We start from the raw sequence: 17,969 nt of genomic DNA on the forward strand, positions 1-17,969 counted from the left end.
CTTTTTTCTTCTTGCTGTAGAGCGAGTAGTCGCTGTCCTGGGCGGCGAGCAGGTCCAGTTTGCCCCCGGCCACAAGGTAAGCTTCGTCATTCGCGGCGAGGCGGCTGGAGGTGATGGTCATGTCCTGGCCGGCACTCACCGCCAGGCTGCCACCGGCGGTGGCCGTGCTGCCGATCTGGCTTACATGGTCTTCCTGTCGGGTGACCTTTTTGCTCTTGGAAAACGAGTGCTCTTCATCCGCCGCCGAGCTGATCGCGAGATTCCCGGTTGCCGCTAGTGCGATAGCGCGTCCCACATCCACGCTGCTGGCAGCGAGGTTTGCTGCTGGCTTTGCGTATGCTTTGCAGTGGGCAGAGCTGCAATGTCGACTTTCCCATTTCTCCATCAAGGCTAAACATTCGCTTTTGGCTGATATATGCCCTCCACGAATGACAGCTTTGAGTCGAGTGAAGCCCTACGGGGGACCTAAACTTGCCCTGACGCTGAGCGTTCGAGATTTAACCTAATGCCCCTCTCGAAGAAGCTACGACATAAATTTGAACCATATTATATGTTACGCAACGTCCACCATCGACAACTAACCTCAGGCTCGAATATTACCCTTGCCTCCGAAATTACTCCCCCAATTTCAAATACAACGTGAATTCCAGCCCCCGAATCGTCTCGCACCAACTCAATAGCCTTGACGTTTTCTGAAGAAATAATGGCTAACTCTTGCATAGAAAGCCTAAGCACGACCTGAAACGACCTCATCACAGCACTAAAGGAAACATCAATCTCCAGCTCACTAATTTTAGATCTCTTTATATAGCGACACAAAGCCAAAGATGGATCAACCTCAATAGGCTCGATTCCAAACTCAATTAAAAAGTCACTGGTGCTTGGGAATTTCATTAAAACCTCCTCAGTGAAGCGGTATGACTGTACTGAGCTTACGGGTTCCATTATCAAGAACTTGGAATGTGCTCTGGAAATTAGCAGCCTTACCCGATGGACCTATAAACAAGCTCTCTCTAATCTCAAATTTTCCGTACTGAGTCGAGTAGGTGCTCATCACGTTGCCGTCAGTGTTAGCAGAAAGACTCAGGTGTTCAGTCAGCATCTGACGACCAGCCGCATTGTCCGGAACGCCAAGTCTCTTCATCTCGAGCGCAAGCTGGTTTGAACGAGCGGAATTATGAGAGCTGCTAGCGACACGGCCAAACAGATAATCAAACTTACCCGGCGCAATTTCTACTGCCTTTCTACCTAACTCAGCACCAAAGTCACCCGCATTTTGTACTACCTGACCGTTTACTGTAGTCGATCCTGAAGTATAGCTACCAGACAAATTTTCGCTATAGGCACTTTCAGTACCATCCCAGGCTGGAGATCCCGTCGCAGGTTTCACCGTCTGGTCGGCCGCTGTCACCGATTTTGCAGGTGCCTTGGTTGACTCAATGGCATCAGTGACCGAGCCTACCACCTTACTTGCCGCAGAAGGCAATCTGGCCGTTATGCTCACCACGCCCTTGGCTGCTACAAACAGCCCCAGCAAGTCACCGGCCAGCTTTCCGGCCTCGACACCTGCTGTTATTGATCCGTCCCAGCCTGCATCATTGTAGGCTTGGGTCATCAGCTCAACTCGCTGCTTGAAATCGTTCAGGATCGCGCTGCCGACTTTTTGCCGGAATTCATCAGATTCATAAAGCTGATCAAAAATGGCTTCTGTATCCGACCAATTTTTTATGAGACTCACTATTCCTTCAGCCGTCTCCTTCGCGGCAATTCCAGTACTGGCAGCCGCACCTAACGCAAGACCAGCGTCCTGCTTAAGGTCTATTGCAATCCACTTCGCAGTAACGTCCAAGCATTCACTTGCTGATTTACAGCCTTTCAACTCCTTATCTTTTAATTGCTGCTGGTGGTCTGAAAGGTAATTATATTGGGTACCATTTTTTGCCACCCAGGCCCCTGTTTCCACGGCTTTTCCATCGCCCTTATCTACCGTGGCCGCAGCGGCTATTCCTACCAGCTGCGTAGTGAGCACTAGAAGATCATTGCGCTTCGCTGGATCGAGACCGGCAAACTGATCATCAAGAGTCTTGACCAGCGCCTCACTCGCTCCACCCGCGATAGCTCCTGCCTTGAAGTCTCCTCCGGTCGCCGCAGCGGCGAGACCACCCACCAAGGCGTGCAACCCGACCATCTCGAGGCTGCCCGGGGCAAACTGGTGCTGGAAGCCGGTATTCCCGACCCAATTGAAACCGGCAGCAGCGAACGTGTTCGCCAGGCTTAACCGCAAGGCGTCCCCGAAGCTACCTTCCTGCCCCAGTACTTTTCCCACTGCCGTGGACGTCGCATTTTGCAGTACTTGGTTCGCTGCAAATTTCCCTATGCCAGACAATGTATTCAGTGGCGCGCCAGCTACCGCGCCGCTGTTAGCCAGCGCACCTGTCCCTGCGGCGGTGTTTGCAGATACGGTACTTGTACCGGTCTGTGTACCAGTCCACTTGTCGTAGAGACCCGCTGTTAAACCGGCGGCTATAGCGCCTACTGCATACCCTTTAACGGCTTCGGTGGAAGTGACGTCCTTGAATACAAGAGCGAGGTTCCCACGGTTGTTGATCGTGCTTATAGCTGCATTGCTGGCGGCTGAGGTAAGCGCTGCGGTAGCTGCAACATTAGCCCAGCCCGCCGATACGCCTGCCGACGCTGCTGCCCAGACCGAAGCGGTAGTCGCAGCTCCCGCTGCACCTCCTGCAGCCGCGCCGCTTACGGCACCGGCCGCAGCTCCTGCTGCCGTTCCGCCTGCACCAGCGGCACTGGCAACCAGCCCACTGGCTGCACCGGCAGTGAAGTAGGCAATCACAATGGCAATTGCCAGTTGTGCCGCCGCCCCTAACCCCGACTGGCTGTACTTGAAGGAGTCATGAATCTCCTTCACCTGCCGCCAGTCCACATCCCCCCGCTTCTCGGCATCCTTCAGCCACGCCAGCTGCGGGTCGGCCTTCACCATCGCATCGATCGCCTGGCTTACCGTCTGCTGGCTCACCTGCTTCACGTCGATGTGCAGCCCGTTCACCGCATTGATCGCCACGTCCCCTTTGGCCACCAGTTCACTCTGGCGCAGGGTTTCGTCGGTGTTGCCTTTGCCCTTGGCGCTGGTCCAGGCCAGGCTGCTGTTGCTCTTCTCGTGGCTCTCCTGATGCAGGTCTTTCACGCCTTCGAAGGCAATGGCGCCGCCGCTGTTGAGGGTCAGGTCCCTGCCGCTGTCGAGCTTGGCGGCCTGGTAGGTCTGGTCGCCGCCGCTGACCAGCAGCAGGTCGGCGCCGGTCTTGACCTCGCTGCCGATGTTAGTGACTTGGGTCACTTCGTCGCGCTTGGTTTTCTTCGCGCCGAAGTGACCTTTTTTCTTCTTGCTGTAGAGCGAGTAGTCGCTGTCCTGGGCGGCGAGCAGGTCCAGTTTGCCGCCGGCCACAAGGTAAGCTTCGTCATTCGCGGCGAGGCGGCTGGAGGTGATGGTCATGTCCTGACCGGCACTCGCTGCCAACGAGCCGCCCGCTGTGATCGTGCTTCCTACTTGGCTTACATGGTCTTCCTGGCGGGTGACCTTTTTGCTCTTGGAAAGCGAGTGCTCCTCATCCGCCGCAGAGCTGATCGCGAGATTCCCGGTTGCCGCTAGCGCAATATCGCGCTTGGCCTCCAGCTGGCTGGCAATAACGTTGAGGTCACGGCCGGCTTGTACGCTCAGATCACGACCTGCGGTTACCGTCGAGCCAAGCTGGGTGGTGTCGCTGCTGTTGTGTTTGCTATTGAGGTACAGGCTGTTGGCTACCTCCGTGGACGCGATGTTCACGTCGCGGCCCGCGCTGAGCGTGAGGTCCCGGCCGGTTTGCAGCACGCTGCCACGGTTGCTGATGTCCCGCCCGGCCGACACGCTCAGGTCGTTGGCGGCCTCGATGCGCGCAGCGCTGTCGGCGTAGTCCTTGTGCAACTGGCCGCGCGCGGTACTGTCGAGCGCAACGTTGCTGCGTTCGTTGATCACATCCCCACTTACCGCCGTGGCGCTGACATCCCGCCCGGCGATGATCCCGCCGGCCTTGTTGGTAATCGTGTTACCCGCAAGCAGGTCCAGCCGGTTTCCTGCGTCGACCACGCCGCTGTTGAGCATGTCGCCCGCAGCGGTGGCGGCCAGGTTGTTCGTAGCCTTGAGGGTGCCGACGTTATCGAGGTTATTCCCCGCAATAAGGGTTACATCGTTACCTGCGATCAGTGCCCCGGTCGGGCCAAGGCGACCGCTGGCCTGAGCGAGGTATACCACCGGTACCAGTACTTCCTCGCCGTTAACCTCCTGCTCTTCCAGCCACACGATGTCATGGGTTAGCGCCGCCACCTGCTCGGAAGTGAGGCTTACACCTACGCTAAGGTTCAACGCCTCCTTGCTAGCGATGGCGTTGTTCATCAGGTACTTGAACTGGGCCTCGTTGGAGGTTTGGCCATCGATGAACGCCTGGCCGGTGCGGGCAGTGATGGCCTGCTGTACCAGGCGTTGCTCATAAAGGCCGTCGCCCAGGCGTTTGGCGCTCTGGTCGGGATCGTATCCAACGCCGGAGAGGAGGTAGTCCGAACTCATGAACTGCTTGAGGTTAGTGAGGACGGGGTTGGTCTCAATCAGGTACTTGTTGGCATTCGGGGCTCCGGTGGTAACAGGGAGGCCTTGAACCCTCGCGACCGTCTGCGCGGTCGCGCTCAAAGCTGGTTGCACGGTGCCGGATGGGTAGATCGTGGAGCTCGACCCAGAAGGAAGGAGTATCGAGGTATCCAACTCGGTCGCATCGACATTGATATAGCTGCCGTTACGGGTGGGAGTATCCAAGTGCTCAACAGATCCGGGCGCTTGGCCAGTCGCGCCGAGCTGGATGTTTCGTTGAAGAGCGACCTCAGCAGCCGAGCCCCGTTGGGCGCTGCTTATACTGGCACCGCCAATTACCCAATTCTGCGCCGTTGTATCCGCTTGGGTTGCTACAGTGCTACTGAGCCGGAACAGCCCGCTCTGGCCGGTAGGCAGGGTAAAGCCAGGCAAGGTCAGCGGGTTTATTTGCTGTTGCGACAATTGCGGGGGAAGCTGCGCATTCAGGCGAACCACTACCGTGGAGCCTGTGCCATTAGCATGCGTGTCCAACGCTTTATTGGTACCGGCCGCTGCCGCATAGTCCTCGTGAATGACGCTGTTTTGCAGGTCTTGCGTTGCCGTAATGGAAACCTTGCCGCCTGCTTGAATGACTGCGCTGCGGCCTGCATTGCCGGAGCCGTCTTTAGCCACCTCGACGTCACTGACGAGGGTCAGGTTCGTAAGAGCTGTAGGTAGTTCCAATAGACGTGAAGGATCGTATTGGGACACAGGGGTTTGATATGTTTCATATCCGGTATAAGTAATCCTTTCAGTCCGAAATTTTTTGCCAGTTTCCAGATCCTTCAGGGTCTGATAGATGCGTGGATTGCCGATATCACCTCCACCTTCTACGCTTTCCCAGCCTGGCGAGCCTAGCCTAAGCTCCCCTTCTTGCCCAACATAATATACATTTGGAAAGTCAGGATTATTGCGCTGGTTGTACTGCATAATTGGGGTTAAAAATCGGGAAATCTCAGTATTTTTTATGACCTGAGTGTATATTCTTGTGCGTTCAATATTCCCACTAACTGCTCCAATATTTTGAAAGCTGTCAGCTTGAATATTAATATTGGAGGCAGCACTGATTGTGCTCTTGCTGTTAAGGAAATTTCCCCCTACAAAAGAAAATTCCCCCCCTGAACTTAGCAAAGACGAGGCGCTGGTATCATTATCCTGCCCACCGGTGAACGTTTCTCTGGCAATATAGTTTATTGATTCATACCTATTGAGGCAGTCCAGGCACTGCACCGCAATAAACCCGGATATCAACGTCCGCCCGACCGCGAAGTTGTTCCCCGCGTCCGCCCCCTGAGTCCTGTTCTCGAAGTTTTTCGCATTGATCGCGAACAGTCCGCCGCTCTCCATTGAACCGGAGATATTGGAAACCTGGTTCGCTTGGGCCGTCCCGAATCCGGCGACTGCTACACTCCCAAGGGCGTAAAGATCACCTTGATGGTTAGTGAAGCTGCCAGCGTTGAGCACCATGTCTTTACCGCTGAACAGCAACCCCTGGTTGTCCAAAGTTGGGGTGGTCAGAGTGAGCTGGCTTGCTGAGCCTAGAGTCCCATTGTTGGCGATGCCGCCTGCGTTAACGAACAGATCGGTGCCCGAGGTCACGCTACCTGCGCTGGTCATCTGCCCCAAAACGCTCATATCGGTGCGTGCTCCACCGGCGATTCTGCCTGCAGTACCCAAAGCGAGTTGGCTGGCCGTGAGCCCAAGTGCTCCTAGGCTCGTGGTTTGCCCGTTGCCCGAATACCCGCCACTTAGGTTCAAGCTCAAGGTCCCGTCGCTGGCCAGCACCCCATCGTTTGCCCAGGTACCGCCCGTCCCGACCAATGCATTGGCTGCGAGCAGCTGCCCTGCGGCTGTCTGGATGAAGGTGCCCACGTTCACGTTCAGGGTGCCGGCCTGAATCACGCTGCTGTTGGTCCAGCTGTCGGCGTTGAGGGTAAGTACACCACGAGTTACTAAGCTGCCGCCGGCGTTCAGCACATTGGCCGTGGACAGGCCGAAGTTACCCCCACCGACATGCAGCAGGCTGCCGCCTATGTTGAGCAGGTTCGTAGTGTTCAGGATTAGGTCGGTGTTAGCGGTTTCCAAAATGCCGCTGCGGTTGTCCAGCGCGCCGCTGAGGCTCAGGGCCGTAGTGCCGCTACCACCCAGCGCCCGTACTCTGCCGCCCCGGTTGTCGAGGCTGGCGGCGGTGATGCTCAGGGTCGAGGCACTTTCGATAATGCCAAGTCGGTTGTTGAGCATACCAGCGAGGCTCAGGTCGATCTGTTGGCCGGAAATCTGGCCGTCGTTGTCGCCACTGTTGTCAAAATTATTGCTGATCACGCTGATCCGCTGGGCCGCATAGAGGCCGCCGTTGCGGTTATCGAAGCTGCCTCGGCCGGTGTCAATCTGTGCATTCCCAGTCTGCGCTGCGATGCGGCCACCGTAGTTGACGATACCAGCCAAGGCCTGCAGGTCCAGGCTCTGAGCCTGGATCACGCCGCCTTGGTAAGCGGCGTCGTAGCCATTGTCGAGCACGCCGGTGATCCGCGTGGTGAAGGCGCTGCGCAGGCTCGAGAGGATGCCGCCGCGGTTGTGCAGGTTGCGGGCGCTGGCGCTGAGGTCACCGTTCTGGGCGATCAGCTTGCCGTCGAGGTTGTCGATATCACCGTTAACCGCGAGGGTGAGCGCGCCCTGGCTTTGCAGGGTTCCGAGGCCATTGGTCAGGCCGGCAGCGGTCAGGTCAACGCTGGCGCCCTTGCTGTACATCAGGCCGTCATTATCGTTTTGCACCGTGCCGGTGGCAGTAACCAGTAGGGCGCTGTTGGCTGCGACGGTGCCGCGGTTGCTGTTGTCCAAGCCACCGGTGAACAGGGTGAGCGCCCCCTGGCTGGCGAGCTGACCGCCCTGGTTGTTCACTTGGCCGGCGCGCTTGAGCAGCAAATCGCCGGCACTGGCGAGCTTGCCGGTGGTATTTCTAAAGGTACCAAGCAGGTCGAGGGTAACGCTGGCGTTGCCTGCAATGCTGCCTGCGGTGTTGGTCAGGTCCGTGGCGGTAATGCCCAGACCCCGCTGCGCGCTCACGGCGCCTGCGGTGTTCTCGAAAGTCGTGGCGCCGACGCTGAGACCGGCGCCACTGTCGATCAGGCCGTTCTGGCTGTTGTCCAGCATTCCGGTCACGTTCAGGGCCTGGGCGTTGCCGCTGGAGAGGATGCCGCCGCGGTTGTCCACGCTGTCGGCGGTCACGGTCAGAGCTTTCTGACTGACCAGAGCGCCGGCATTGCCGTTGAGGAGGACGCCGCTGAGGGCCGCGTTGACGTCGCCGCTGCGGCTGGAGAGCGTGCCGCTGTTGCGGTTGTCCAGGGTAGCGGCGGTGATGCCCAGTCCTTCCCAGCCAGAGATCAGCCCTGCCTGGTTGAGCAACTGGCTGGCGCTGAGGAGGAGCTGGCGGCTACTGATGAGTTTCCCACCGTTGTTGTTCAGGTTGTGCGCATTCAGGGCGAAGCCTTGGGTGCTGGAGATTTCCCCGGCTTGGTTGTTCAGGTTCTGCAGTTGTGCAACGGTCAGCGGCCCCTTGGCGCTGATCAGGCCATTCTCGTTATCAAAGTCGCCGCCATTGAGGTTTAAGGCGACCGCGCCATCCCCCAGCAGGCGGCCGCCGTTCTGGATGAGCCCATGCAAGGCGAGGCTCATGTCGCCTATAGCCGACACTTCGCCGCCGTTGCTGGAGTCCAGCTTCGTTGCGGCAAGCTCCAGTGCGCCTTGGCTGTGGATGAGGCCGGCGTCACGGTTGGCCAGCAGGCCGTCCACGCTCAACGTGAGCGCACCGCGGCTGGTGAGGGTGCCGCCGCTGTTGTCCAGCGAGCCTGCATTAGCGGCTAGGCTTGTCGCCGCGATCATGCCTTTGACGTTACCGAGGGCTTGGGCCACTCGTACGATGAGATCCTGATTGCTCAGCAGCTTGCCGCCGGCGTTGTCCAGGCTAGTCGCTTCGAAGGTAAAGCCTTGAGCGCTGGAGATCTCTCCGCCCTGGTTGTTCACCCCGGCGAGGTTGCGTAGCAGCAGCACCCCAGGGGTATTGATCAGGCCGCCGAGATTATCGAGCTGGCCGTGGTTCATGTCCAAGGAGAGGTTTGCGTTGCTGAATAGGCTTGCGCCTTGCTGGTCAAGCGCGCTGACACTCGCCACCAAGTCGCCGTTGCTGCCGATACTCCCGCCGTCGCGGTTGCTCAGCTGTGTCGTGGTCAGTTGGAGGGTATCGGCACTGCTGAGGCGGCCGTTGTGGCTGTTGTCAAACGCCTCGCTCTGAATCTGCACCGGCCCCTTGCCGCTGATATTGCCGGCAAGGGTGTTATCGATGCTACCGCTGTGTAAATCAAGTGTGCCATCGGTGACTAGCTTGCCGCCTTGGTTGTTGAAGATGCCGCTGCTGTTCACGGCCAAGGTGCTTGCGCTGGAAACAGTGCCGCCGCGATTGCTGACGGAGTCACCGCGTACGTTCAGAGTACCTTCGCTGCTGAACATGCCTAGATCATTAAGGACGGCGCCAGTGAGCCCCAGGTCCACCATATGCTGGCTGAGCAGACTGCCGCCGCTGTTGTCCAGGCGTGTACCGCGCAGGGTCAAGCCCGTAGCACCCGATACCAGGCCTCCATTTCGGTTGGTCAGTTTATCGATGGTCAGTCCCAGGCGCTGCTGTCCAATGATCCGGCCGCCATCGCTGTTGTCGAGCCGCTGTCCTGCCAAACTGATGTCGCCTTGGCTGGAGAGCTCGCCGTCCCGGTTATCGACGTCGTCGACATTCAGGGTCATGGCACTGGTTGCGCTCACTAGGCCATCGGCGCGGTTGTCCAGGCGGGCGCCTGTCAGGTCCAGTGTGCCAAGGGATATCACCTGGCCGCCGTTTTGCTGCAAGTTGCCGATGCTGGCGGTAAGGGCTTGCTTGCTGGCGATCTGGCCGTTCGCATTATCAACGGTAGTGGCATCCAGGCGTAGGGCGCCATCGGCGATCAGCGTGCCGTGGTCATTGAGTAGGCTATCGGCCACGTCGAGGGACAACATTCCGCGGCTGCTGAAGAGGCCTTCGGTATTGTCCAAGGTGCCACTGTCAGCGTTGATCGCCGCCGCAGAGATCGCCCCTCTGACGTTGGCCAGAGCTTGAGCTACGCGCACGATGAGGGTTTGGTCGCTCAAGAGCTTGCCGTTGCTGTTATCCAGGTCACGGGCAGCGAAATCGAAGGTGCTTGCGCTGGAGATCTCGCCCTGACGATTGTCGACGACCGCGAGATTTCTTAGTAACAGCGCGCCGGGGGCGTTGATCAAGCCGTTCTGGTTATTGAGCTGGCCGTGGTTCAGGTCTAGGGTAAGGGTGCCTTGGCTGAACAGTTCACCGCCCTGCTGATCGAGGCCTGTGACACTGGCGCTGAGGGATTGCGCAGCAGCGATACGGCCGTCCTGGTTGGTGACTTGGCCGGCATTCAGAGCCAGGGTGCCGTTGCTAGTAAATTTGCCGCCTTGGCTGTTGTTAAAGGCGCCGGTTCGCACCGTCGCGGCAAGCTTCCCGCTAAGAGTGCCTTGGTTGCGGTTGTCGAGGCTGCCAGTGGCGACGGTCAGGATGCTGTCGGTGCTGATGTCACCTTGCTGGTTTGTCAGCGTATTACGGGTATCAATACTCAAAGCCCCCGCGCTGGAGAGACTGCCGGTGCGGTTGTCGAGGGAAGCGGCTGTAAGGCCAAGGGTCGCCTCGCTGCTGATCAGGCCTGCGCGGTTGAGCAGCTCCTCGATCAGGTCGATTTTGAGGCCGTCATCGCTTGCGAGGGTGCCGCCGCTGTTGTCCAGGGCGACGCCCTGCACCCGCACCGTGTTGCCGAACAGCAAGCCTTTGTCGTGGTTGATGATGCGGGTAACGGAGAGCGCCAGGTCGGTGCCGGCGATTACCTTCCCGCTGTCGCTGTTGTCGAGTTGCTGCCCGCTAAGCGTGACACCCTGCTTGCCAGAAATCTCTCCGCCGCGGTTATCGATCTCCGCAACGTCAAGTGCCAGTGCTTTGGAACCTCCGATCAATCCGCCGCTTCGGTTATCCACCGTATTGGCAGTTAGGCTCAGAGCTCCTTGAGCAACAATCTTTCCCTTTTGCTGATTAACACGCCCCGCTTGGAGCCGTAGATCATCCTGGCCGGCAATACGGCCCTCTGCGTTATTGAGGCTTGTAGAGGTGAGTGTGGCGGTGCCACCCGCCGTCAACTCCCCGTGCTGGTTCGATAGGATGTTGGCCGCCATTACAGCCAGGCCGGCGCCGCTGGCGATAGTGCCGCTGTCATTGTAAATAGAGTCGGAAGCGGTCAGTTCGGCACTGCCAAGGGCAGCGAGGTTTCCAGCAGTGTTATCGATGGTAGTAGCGTGAATGTTAAGCGTACCGTCGCTGCGCAGTGCTCCCTGACGGTTGTTCACGTCGCTCGTGGCCGTCAGCGTTAGGCCACGCTTGGCGTACACGATGCCTTGCCCATTGTTGCTGAGTTGCTGGACAGACAAGGTCACATCCCGCTGGCTGGAGATCGTGCCGTTGTTGTGGTTGTTCAGGCCTTCGAAGGCCAGTGAGATATCGCCGTTGGCGAGTAGCTGACCATTGCCGCTGTTATCGGCTTGGCTACCAATGGCCGCCAAGTCGCCCAAAGCGGAAACCTCGCCGTCGCGGTTATCCAGGCGTGTAGCGTCAAGCCTCAGGTTGCCCTGGCTTAGTACGCGGCCCGCGCGGTTGTCGAGGCTCGCGGCGTTGATCTGTGTAGTGCCTTGGCTGCTAAGCGTGCCGCCCCGGTTGTCCAAAGCTTGGTTTACGTTGGCTGATAACGAACGGCTGGCGTTGACACTACCGGCATTGCGCATGCCTTGGGCGCTAAGGGCCACATCCCCGGAACCGTTGCGGCCGTTATCAACGTTTACACCAGCTTCAATGATGGCGGTGTTAGTTAACTGCCCCCCGCTGGCAAGGCTGATGCGGTCACGCGCAGCCATATCCTGTTGAACATTCAACGCTCCGCCGGTTTGTACATCCACGCTACTGGCGTACACCTTCCCTTGAAAGTCCGCGTTCGCAGCCTTCACGTTTACTGCGCCACTGGCCGCCACCTGAGCAATGTTCAACTGCCCGTTGGCGTCGATCTGAATATCCCCGGCGCTGGCAGCGAGGTTGCCCGCCACTTTCACCCCTACCCCCGCTTCGGTCCCCACCAGCTTGATCGCGCCGGCGTACATGCCGCCTAGCGCCGAGCTGTCGATGGCTACGCTGGGCTTGGCGCTGCCGTCGTCGGCACGGGCGGTGGCGTTGAGGGTTTGCGCGTCGACGTCGTTGCGCCCAGCCACGATGGCCAGTTGTTTGGCATTGATCTGTGCGTTGATCTGGGCAGCGCGGGTGATGATTTCGAACTGGTCGACAGTGCTGGCATCCAGGCCGTTGCCGTCGATGCTTACGTTGCCGCCATCAACCTGCAAATGGTCCAGCTGGCCATTGGCGTCCAACACCGGTTTGCCGGTGGTGAGCGTAGCCCGCGGCGTGTTGATAAAGCCGCACCCATTGCAGCTGATGCCGTAGGGGTTGGCCACGATCACCCGGGCCGCCTGGCCGGCCACCTCGGTGTAACCCTGCAGTTGGGTGGCGTTGGCGCCGGTCACTTCGTTGAGGATGGTGCTGGCCGCGTTGCCCTTGAGGTTCGAGTTGCCAACGATAATGCCGCCCAGCTGGGTGCTTTGGGTGCGGCCGGTGGCGTTGTTGAGGATTACACCCTCGGCGCCCACGTTGTACTGCTGGTACTGGTTATGGGACAGGCCGGTGGCATTGGGCGCGGCAATGTTGACGATAGGTACGCCATTGCCTGCCTGACCGAGAGTGGTGTTAGTACCGCCGCTTACCGCGATGCCTTGGGCCTGCGCCCAGAACGGCTGCCAGAACAGCGCGTTGACCAGAAGCAGCGCGATGCCGCGTTTGGGCATGCCCCAGAAGGTGGGGCGGTCCAGGAGGCGGGCAGAGGGCTGGCGCACGAGGAAGTTGAAATAGCGAACGTCCATGTCAGGGCTCTCGTGGATGCGTCAGAGGAAAAGGTCGAGGCGGAAGTAGATCGGCGACTCACGCTCGATCAGCCCGGCGGGGCGTTCCAGGGAATGGGCGAATGTCACCGACGCGGCCACATGCTGGCCCCGGGCAAACACTTCAAAGGCATTGCTGGTCAGGCGTCCGTGCACATCGCCGTTGTAGCGATCGTTGCGGATCACGCCTTGGTCGTAGCCTGCCGCTGCGCCGTATTCGCTGAAGGCCGGGCGCAGCCAATCAAGAGTGACCGGGCGGGTGAGGCGCAGCTCATTGCGCCAGTAGCCGCCGCTGTCTCCCGACAGAAACTGATCCTTGTAGCCGCGTAAGGAGGCCGAACCACCCAGGCTCATCCGCTGCGGGCTGAACAACACGTCTTCGCTGCGCTGGCCGGTGGCCAGGCTGGTAAAGGCGAAGCGCTCGCCCCACAGCTGAAACGGCTGCAGGTAGCTCAGGGTGCCGGTGTACTTGCGGTAGCGGGCGTCGGCCTCGCCGGGGCCGGGGTGGTTATTGTCCTGCGCGCCGAAGGCACCGATGCCCTGTTGCATGCCAAGGTCAACGTTCACGAAAGCCGAGCCGATGCGGCGGCCATGGTTGAGGCCATATTGCACCTCGCTGAGGCGGTTGCTGCTCAACGCCAGGCGGCTGTCTTCGATGTAGTTGTTACTGCGCAGGTGGGACACGCCTACGTTCAGCGATGTCTTGCTGACCGCATCGCGGTAGATCACTCGCTCGGCCCGGAGCTGATGGGTGCTGCTGTCGCCGGTTTGCTTGAAATTGAAACCATTGGCCTGGGCCTGGGAGCGGTAGTCGCTCTCGCTGTAGCTATAGCTGAACGTCCACCAGCCCCAAGGAAGGCTGTAGCCGAGCAAGGTGTTGTGCGAGCCATGGGCGTGATCGCTGACGGCATCGTGACCGCCGCGCAGGGTAAGTTGGTCAGCCAGGCCCAAGGGGTTATCCCACTCCAGGCCGGCGCCCCACTGCTGCTCGCCAGTGCCGGATTGCCCGTCGTTGCTACGGGACAGGCTGGCGCGCCACGGCTTTTGCGCGGTGTTTTTCACCAACACGTCGCTGCCACCCACGGCCTGCCCTGGGGTCAGCTCCATCTGCGCCTGGTTGGATGGCAGGCGGTTGAGCTGATCGACCATTTGCTCGATCTCGCGCAGGTTCAGCCGCGCGCCCTCTTCGCCCGGAAACGCCATGGACAGCTGGCGGTCGGTGAGCCCGCTGTCAGCACCTGGCTTGAGGTTTTCCAGCTTGCCTTCGATCACCAACACCTGCAGCTGGCCCTTGGAAAGGTCTTGCTGGGGCAGGTAGGCGCGGCTGGTGACCAGCCCCTTCTCCAGGTACAGGTTGGTAATGGCTTTCAGTAATTCGTTAAGCCGGGCAACGCCCAGGCACTGCTTAAGGTAAGGCGCCCGCAGGCGTGCACGCTCGCTCTCGGTAAGGGCGTCTGCACCCTTGAGCTCGATCGTATCAATGGGGAAACAACGGCTATCAGCGAGGCCACTCGAGGTTTGCGGCTCAGCCTGTTTGCCGGGCAAGGTTTTGAGCTCTTCGAGCCGGCGCTGCTGTTCTTCGAGCAGCCGTTGCTGGCGGTCACGAAGAAGGTCCTGCTCCCCGGGCGTGGGCGCTGCGCAGGTGAATGAGGAAGTGGTTAACAGTGCTAAAGCGGTAAGCCAACCGAGCAGCGTGATGCGAGGAGCGAAGCGAGCCACAAAACCGTCCCGATGATGCCTTGGTGATATCATTTGTAAGAAAGTGTAAATAGTTCAATTTTTGACGTCAATTTTACACGGATGAATGGATCCACCGATTGCCGCTCCTGAAGCTATCGGTAGCATCTGCATTCCCTTGAGCCGCCCTCCTCACGCCGCCCGTTTCGCCCCACTGTCATGGTCCGCCAACAGTACAGTTCGGCCCCGCTTCGCCTCACCGTACCGGTACGGCCCGTCCCGCTTCTCGTAGCCTAAATGCGTTGTCCCGGTGCTGAAGTACCTCTCCTGTCGGTTTGCCCCCGGGTTGTCCTCCGCAATCGCGATACGCAAGGAGTTCCAATGGTGACTGAGGATACGGTTGTGGTAACCGGCGCCACTGCCGGGGTGGGCCTGGCCTGCACCCGGCTGCTGATCGAGCGTGGCAGCAAGGTGATTGGCATCGGCCGGCGCGAGGCGCGGCTGGCGGCACTGCAACAGGAGCTGGGGCCGCAGTTCTTGCCGCTGCCGTGCGACCTGCGCGATGCCGATGAAGTGAATGGCTTGTTGCTGGACCTTCCGCCGCCATTCCAGGCGGTAACCACCCTGATCAACAACGCCGGGCTGCTACAGGGCCGCGGGCCATTGCTGGACGTAACCCCTGCCCAGATCACCACCATGGTGGAGACCAATATCGCCGCGTTGGTGAACGTGACCCACACCCTCCTCCCGAAGCTGATCGAAAGCGGGCGTGGGCACATCGTGAACCTCAGTTCCATCGCCGCCAGCCACCACTACATCGGTGGCCATGTGTACGCGGCGAGCAAGGCCTTCGTGGAGCATTTCAGCCGCTGCCTGCGCGCTGAACTGGTGGGCGCCAGGGTGCGGATGACAAACGTGGCGCCGGGCAAAACCCGCTCCGAGTTCGCCTTGGTGCAGCACGACGGCGATCAGGCCCGGGCGGATCAGGTGTACAGCACCCTTACCCCGCTGGAGCCCGAGGACGTTGCGCGTTCGGTGTTGTGGGCGCTGGCCCAGCCGCTGCACGTGAACATCAGCCATATCGAGCTGGTGCCCGCTGACCAATCGCTGTCCTACCGGTGACCGCCATGAACGCCCTTGCCCACTATTACGTGCGTAACAAACTCACCAACAAGCTGATCAGCAAACGCGTGCTGTCACCGATTTCCCGCTCGCTGCCGCCGCCGGCCGACCTGGTGAAAGCCCTGAGCATCGAGGCCGAAGTGGCCGAGCTGCTGGCGGTGTTCAACCAGTACCAGGCCCACGACGACGAGCAGGTCGGCCTGCCGCGCTACATGCCGTTCTACCGGTTCATCCAGTCTAAATTCCCCGGTTTCCAGTGGCAGGAGCGCACGCACGAGGGGCGCAGAACGCTGGTGCTGGACAAGCCTTACATCAACCAGAGCCGGCCATCGCTGCTCAACCTGTTGCTGTGCGCGGTGAACGACAACACCACCACCACGCCTGCGATGAAAGTGCGCTACCCCGCCACCCAGGCGTTGCCGGATGGGCTGGTGCAAGACCTGGAACTGGCCTTTGAAACCTTGTCGTTCGCGCAACCGGCGCCGCACTTCATGGCGCGCTTCGCTGACGCCTTGCTGCGCGGGCTGGCAGGCGAAACCGTGACGCTGATATCGCCGGTGTGCCCGGATTACGGCTACGAGGCGAAGAACGGGCGCTTCCGTTACACCTTCGAGCAACTGGGCGAAGGCATCGGCCTGGTGGCCGGCCGCGTGGTGAAAACCCTGCCCGTGATTCGGCAGGTGCTGGAGAAGCACGGCATTCGCACCCAGCTAGCCGTCGCACCAGGGGACTTCGAAGGCTTCGACCCGGGCACGCTCACCCGGCTGAAAGAAACCCGCGAGGGCTTCGCCCGCAAGCTGCGCATCAGCCAGGGCAAGATCCTCGAGCAGTTGGGCGCTGATACCGAAACCCTGTTCATCGCCGAAGCAGCCGGGGGCGAGGCTGCGTGGGATGCCCTCACCGCCGGTGCCTGCGCACGGCTGGCCGCCGGTGATAACGGCCATATCGTGGAGGGGGACCTCGACTACGGGTCCATCTTCAATGCCCGCCTGCCGCTGTATCAGGCCTGGCACCAGCACCGCAGCAACGATCAATTGATGCAGGTGCTGTACTCCCAGGGCGCGGAGTATGCCGCCATGGGCCAGGTGTTCGCCCGGCAGTGGGAGAACCCCATCGTGATCGGCGCCGATCACAACCGCATGCAACCGTTCTACTGGCTGTACACGCCGATCCCGGTGCTGTACCTCACCCGGGTGTACTGATGAACGCCCCTCACGCGCCGGGGCGCGTACTTCATAGCCAGCACGGGCCCGCTGAGGACATCCGCGCCAGCTACACCCACCTGCCCTGCCAGCCCTTCTGGACCTGGCTCACTGGCAAGGGGTTGCCGCTCACCGATGCCGAACTCAAGGCGGCCCAGGCGGACCACAGCGAAGGTTTTCTGCTGGCGCACCTGGCCTTCACCTGGGCGGTAATCGGCGGGCTGGTGGTGCTGGGGCACTACATATTGGCGGGCAGTTTCGGTGTGGCGGGTGGCGCGCTGTTGCTGGGCCTGGGCTGGCTGCTGATGGTCAACCGCCTGCGCAGCATGCAGGCGACCTTCCATTACCTTACCCATGGCGCGGTACTCAAGGATCGCCAGCGGGCGCGGCGATATGCCCGCTGGTTGCTCACCACACCATTGCTGTACCCCGACTGGGATACCTACAACCGTACCCATGTGCGCGAGCACCACAACATCCATGTGCTGTGCACAGACGTGGACCCCGATCAGGTGTTCATTCAGCGCCAGGGGTTTTACCCCGGCATGCCTGAGCGGGCGTACTGGTGGCGGGTATGCATCACACCCTTCAGCCCCCGCTACCTGCTGCGCCAGTGGCACGACGCGCTGCTGGATACCTTCGTGCGCCCCGCGCCCCACGAGCGCCAGGCCGCTTGGGTGTTCTGGGCGGCGGCACTGAGCCTGCTGTGGGCGGTGGATGGCCTCGGGGCCTTTGCCCTGATGTACCTGGTGGCAAGGGCCGTCTGGTTCGAGCACGCCATGTGGCTGCAGCTGTTCACCGAGCACTTGTGGTTTTACCCGCGCCAATCAGGCCGCGATGACAAAACCCATTACGGCAGGCTCACCTGGGGCCGCTTTCAGGGGCGCCGCCCGCCACGTCAGGGGCTTTGGGCGAAATGCCTGTGGGCCGTGCAGTGCCTGGTGTGCGACGTGCCGGTGCGCTTGTATGTGTACCCCCAGGATTTGCCCAACCACGACTGCCATCACCGGCGCCCGAATGTGCATTACCGGCACATCGCCAACTACCGCGCCACGGTAGAGCGCGCGCCCTCCGCCTACGGCCCTTTTATTGAAGTGTGGGGCTTTACCGCCGGGCTGCGGGTGATCCGCGATCACCTGTGCCGCGGCGTTCACGAACCCTTTGCAGCTCACCCATCGGCCTCGGCCGTCAGCGCCACTACCGCCCCGTGTTCGCGGGTCGACATTCAAGGAGCATGA

Annotated in this window: 6 protein-coding genes and 1 pseudogene; 3 read left to right on the forward strand and 4 right to left on the reverse strand. The window is 60.3% G+C overall.

The annotated features are described in order from the left end of the window. The 4 genes and pseudogenes from G7016_RS13970 to G7016_RS13985 form a co-directional block, all read right to left on the reverse strand. Positions 1-319 (reverse strand): annotated as a pseudogene (locus G7016_RS13970) (hemagglutinin repeat-containing protein); the annotation flags it as partial. 227 nt (positions 320-546) lie between these two features. Beyond that, the gene (locus G7016_RS13975) at positions 547-894 is read right to left on the reverse strand and encodes a hypothetical protein (protein WP_181115235.1); all 348 of its coding nucleotides are present in this window, start codon (positions 892-894) and stop codon (positions 547-549) included. A 10-nt stretch (positions 895-904) separates the two neighbouring features. Then, positions 905-12,712 carry a two-partner secretion domain-containing protein gene (locus G7016_RS13980; protein WP_181115237.1) on the reverse strand — a complete coding sequence of 3,936 codons (11,808 nt, stop codon included), beginning with the start codon at positions 12,710-12,712 and terminating at the stop codon, positions 905-907. 21 nt (positions 12,713-12,733) lie between these two features. Next, positions 12,734-14,422, reverse strand: a complete 1,689-nt coding sequence (locus tag G7016_RS13985) for a ShlB/FhaC/HecB family hemolysin secretion/activation protein (RefSeq protein ID WP_375139698.1) — start codon at positions 14,420-14,422, stop codon at positions 12,734-12,736. A 366-nt stretch (positions 14,423-14,788) separates the two neighbouring features. On the opposite strand from G7016_RS13985, the gene G7016_RS13990 reads away from it, so the two are divergent. Genes G7016_RS13990 through G7016_RS14000 form a run of 3 tightly spaced genes read left to right on the forward strand, consistent with a single transcriptional unit; the run spans position 14,789 to position 17,969 of the window. Continuing rightward, a complete protein-coding gene (locus G7016_RS13990) occupies positions 14,789-15,529 on the forward strand; it encodes an SDR family NAD(P)-dependent oxidoreductase (protein ID WP_181115242.1) in 741 nt (246 codons plus the stop codon). A gap of 5 nt (positions 15,530-15,534) precedes the next feature. Next, the gene (locus G7016_RS13995; RefSeq protein WP_181115245.1) at positions 15,535-16,731 is read left to right on the forward strand and encodes a hypothetical protein; all 1,197 of its coding nucleotides are present in this window, start codon (positions 15,535-15,537) and stop codon (positions 16,729-16,731) included. Then, complete coding sequence (locus G7016_RS14000) at positions 16,731-17,969, forward strand: hypothetical protein (protein WP_181115247.1); 1,239 nt, start codon at positions 16,731-16,733, stop codon at positions 17,967-17,969. Before G7016_RS13995 ends, G7016_RS14000 begins: the two co-directional genes overlap by 1 nt.

It is taken from the genome of Pseudomonas japonica (assembly GCF_013522925.1).
Taxonomy (GTDB): domain Bacteria; phylum Pseudomonadota; class Gammaproteobacteria; order Pseudomonadales; family Pseudomonadaceae; genus Aquipseudomonas; species Aquipseudomonas japonica_A.

What these genes read in the sequence shown, in the direction of transcription:
- G7016_RS13975 (WP_181115235.1), bottom strand. Translation starts at nt 894, where the DNA reads ATGAAATTCCCAAGCACCAGTGACTTTTTAATTGAGTTTGGAATCGAG.
- G7016_RS13990 (WP_181115242.1), top strand. Translation starts at nt 14,789, where the DNA reads ATGGTGACTGAGGATACGGTTGTGGTAACCGGCGCCACTGCCGGGGTG.
- G7016_RS14000 (WP_181115247.1), top strand. Translation starts at nt 16,731, where the DNA reads ATGAACGCCCCTCACGCGCCGGGGCGCGTACTTCATAGCCAGCACGGG.
- G7016_RS13980 (WP_181115237.1), bottom strand. Translation starts at nt 12,712, where the DNA reads ATGGACGTTCGCTATTTCAACTTCCTCGTGCGCCAGCCCTCTGCCCGC.
- G7016_RS13995 (WP_181115245.1), top strand. Translation starts at nt 15,535, where the DNA reads ATGAACGCCCTTGCCCACTATTACGTGCGTAACAAACTCACCAACAAG.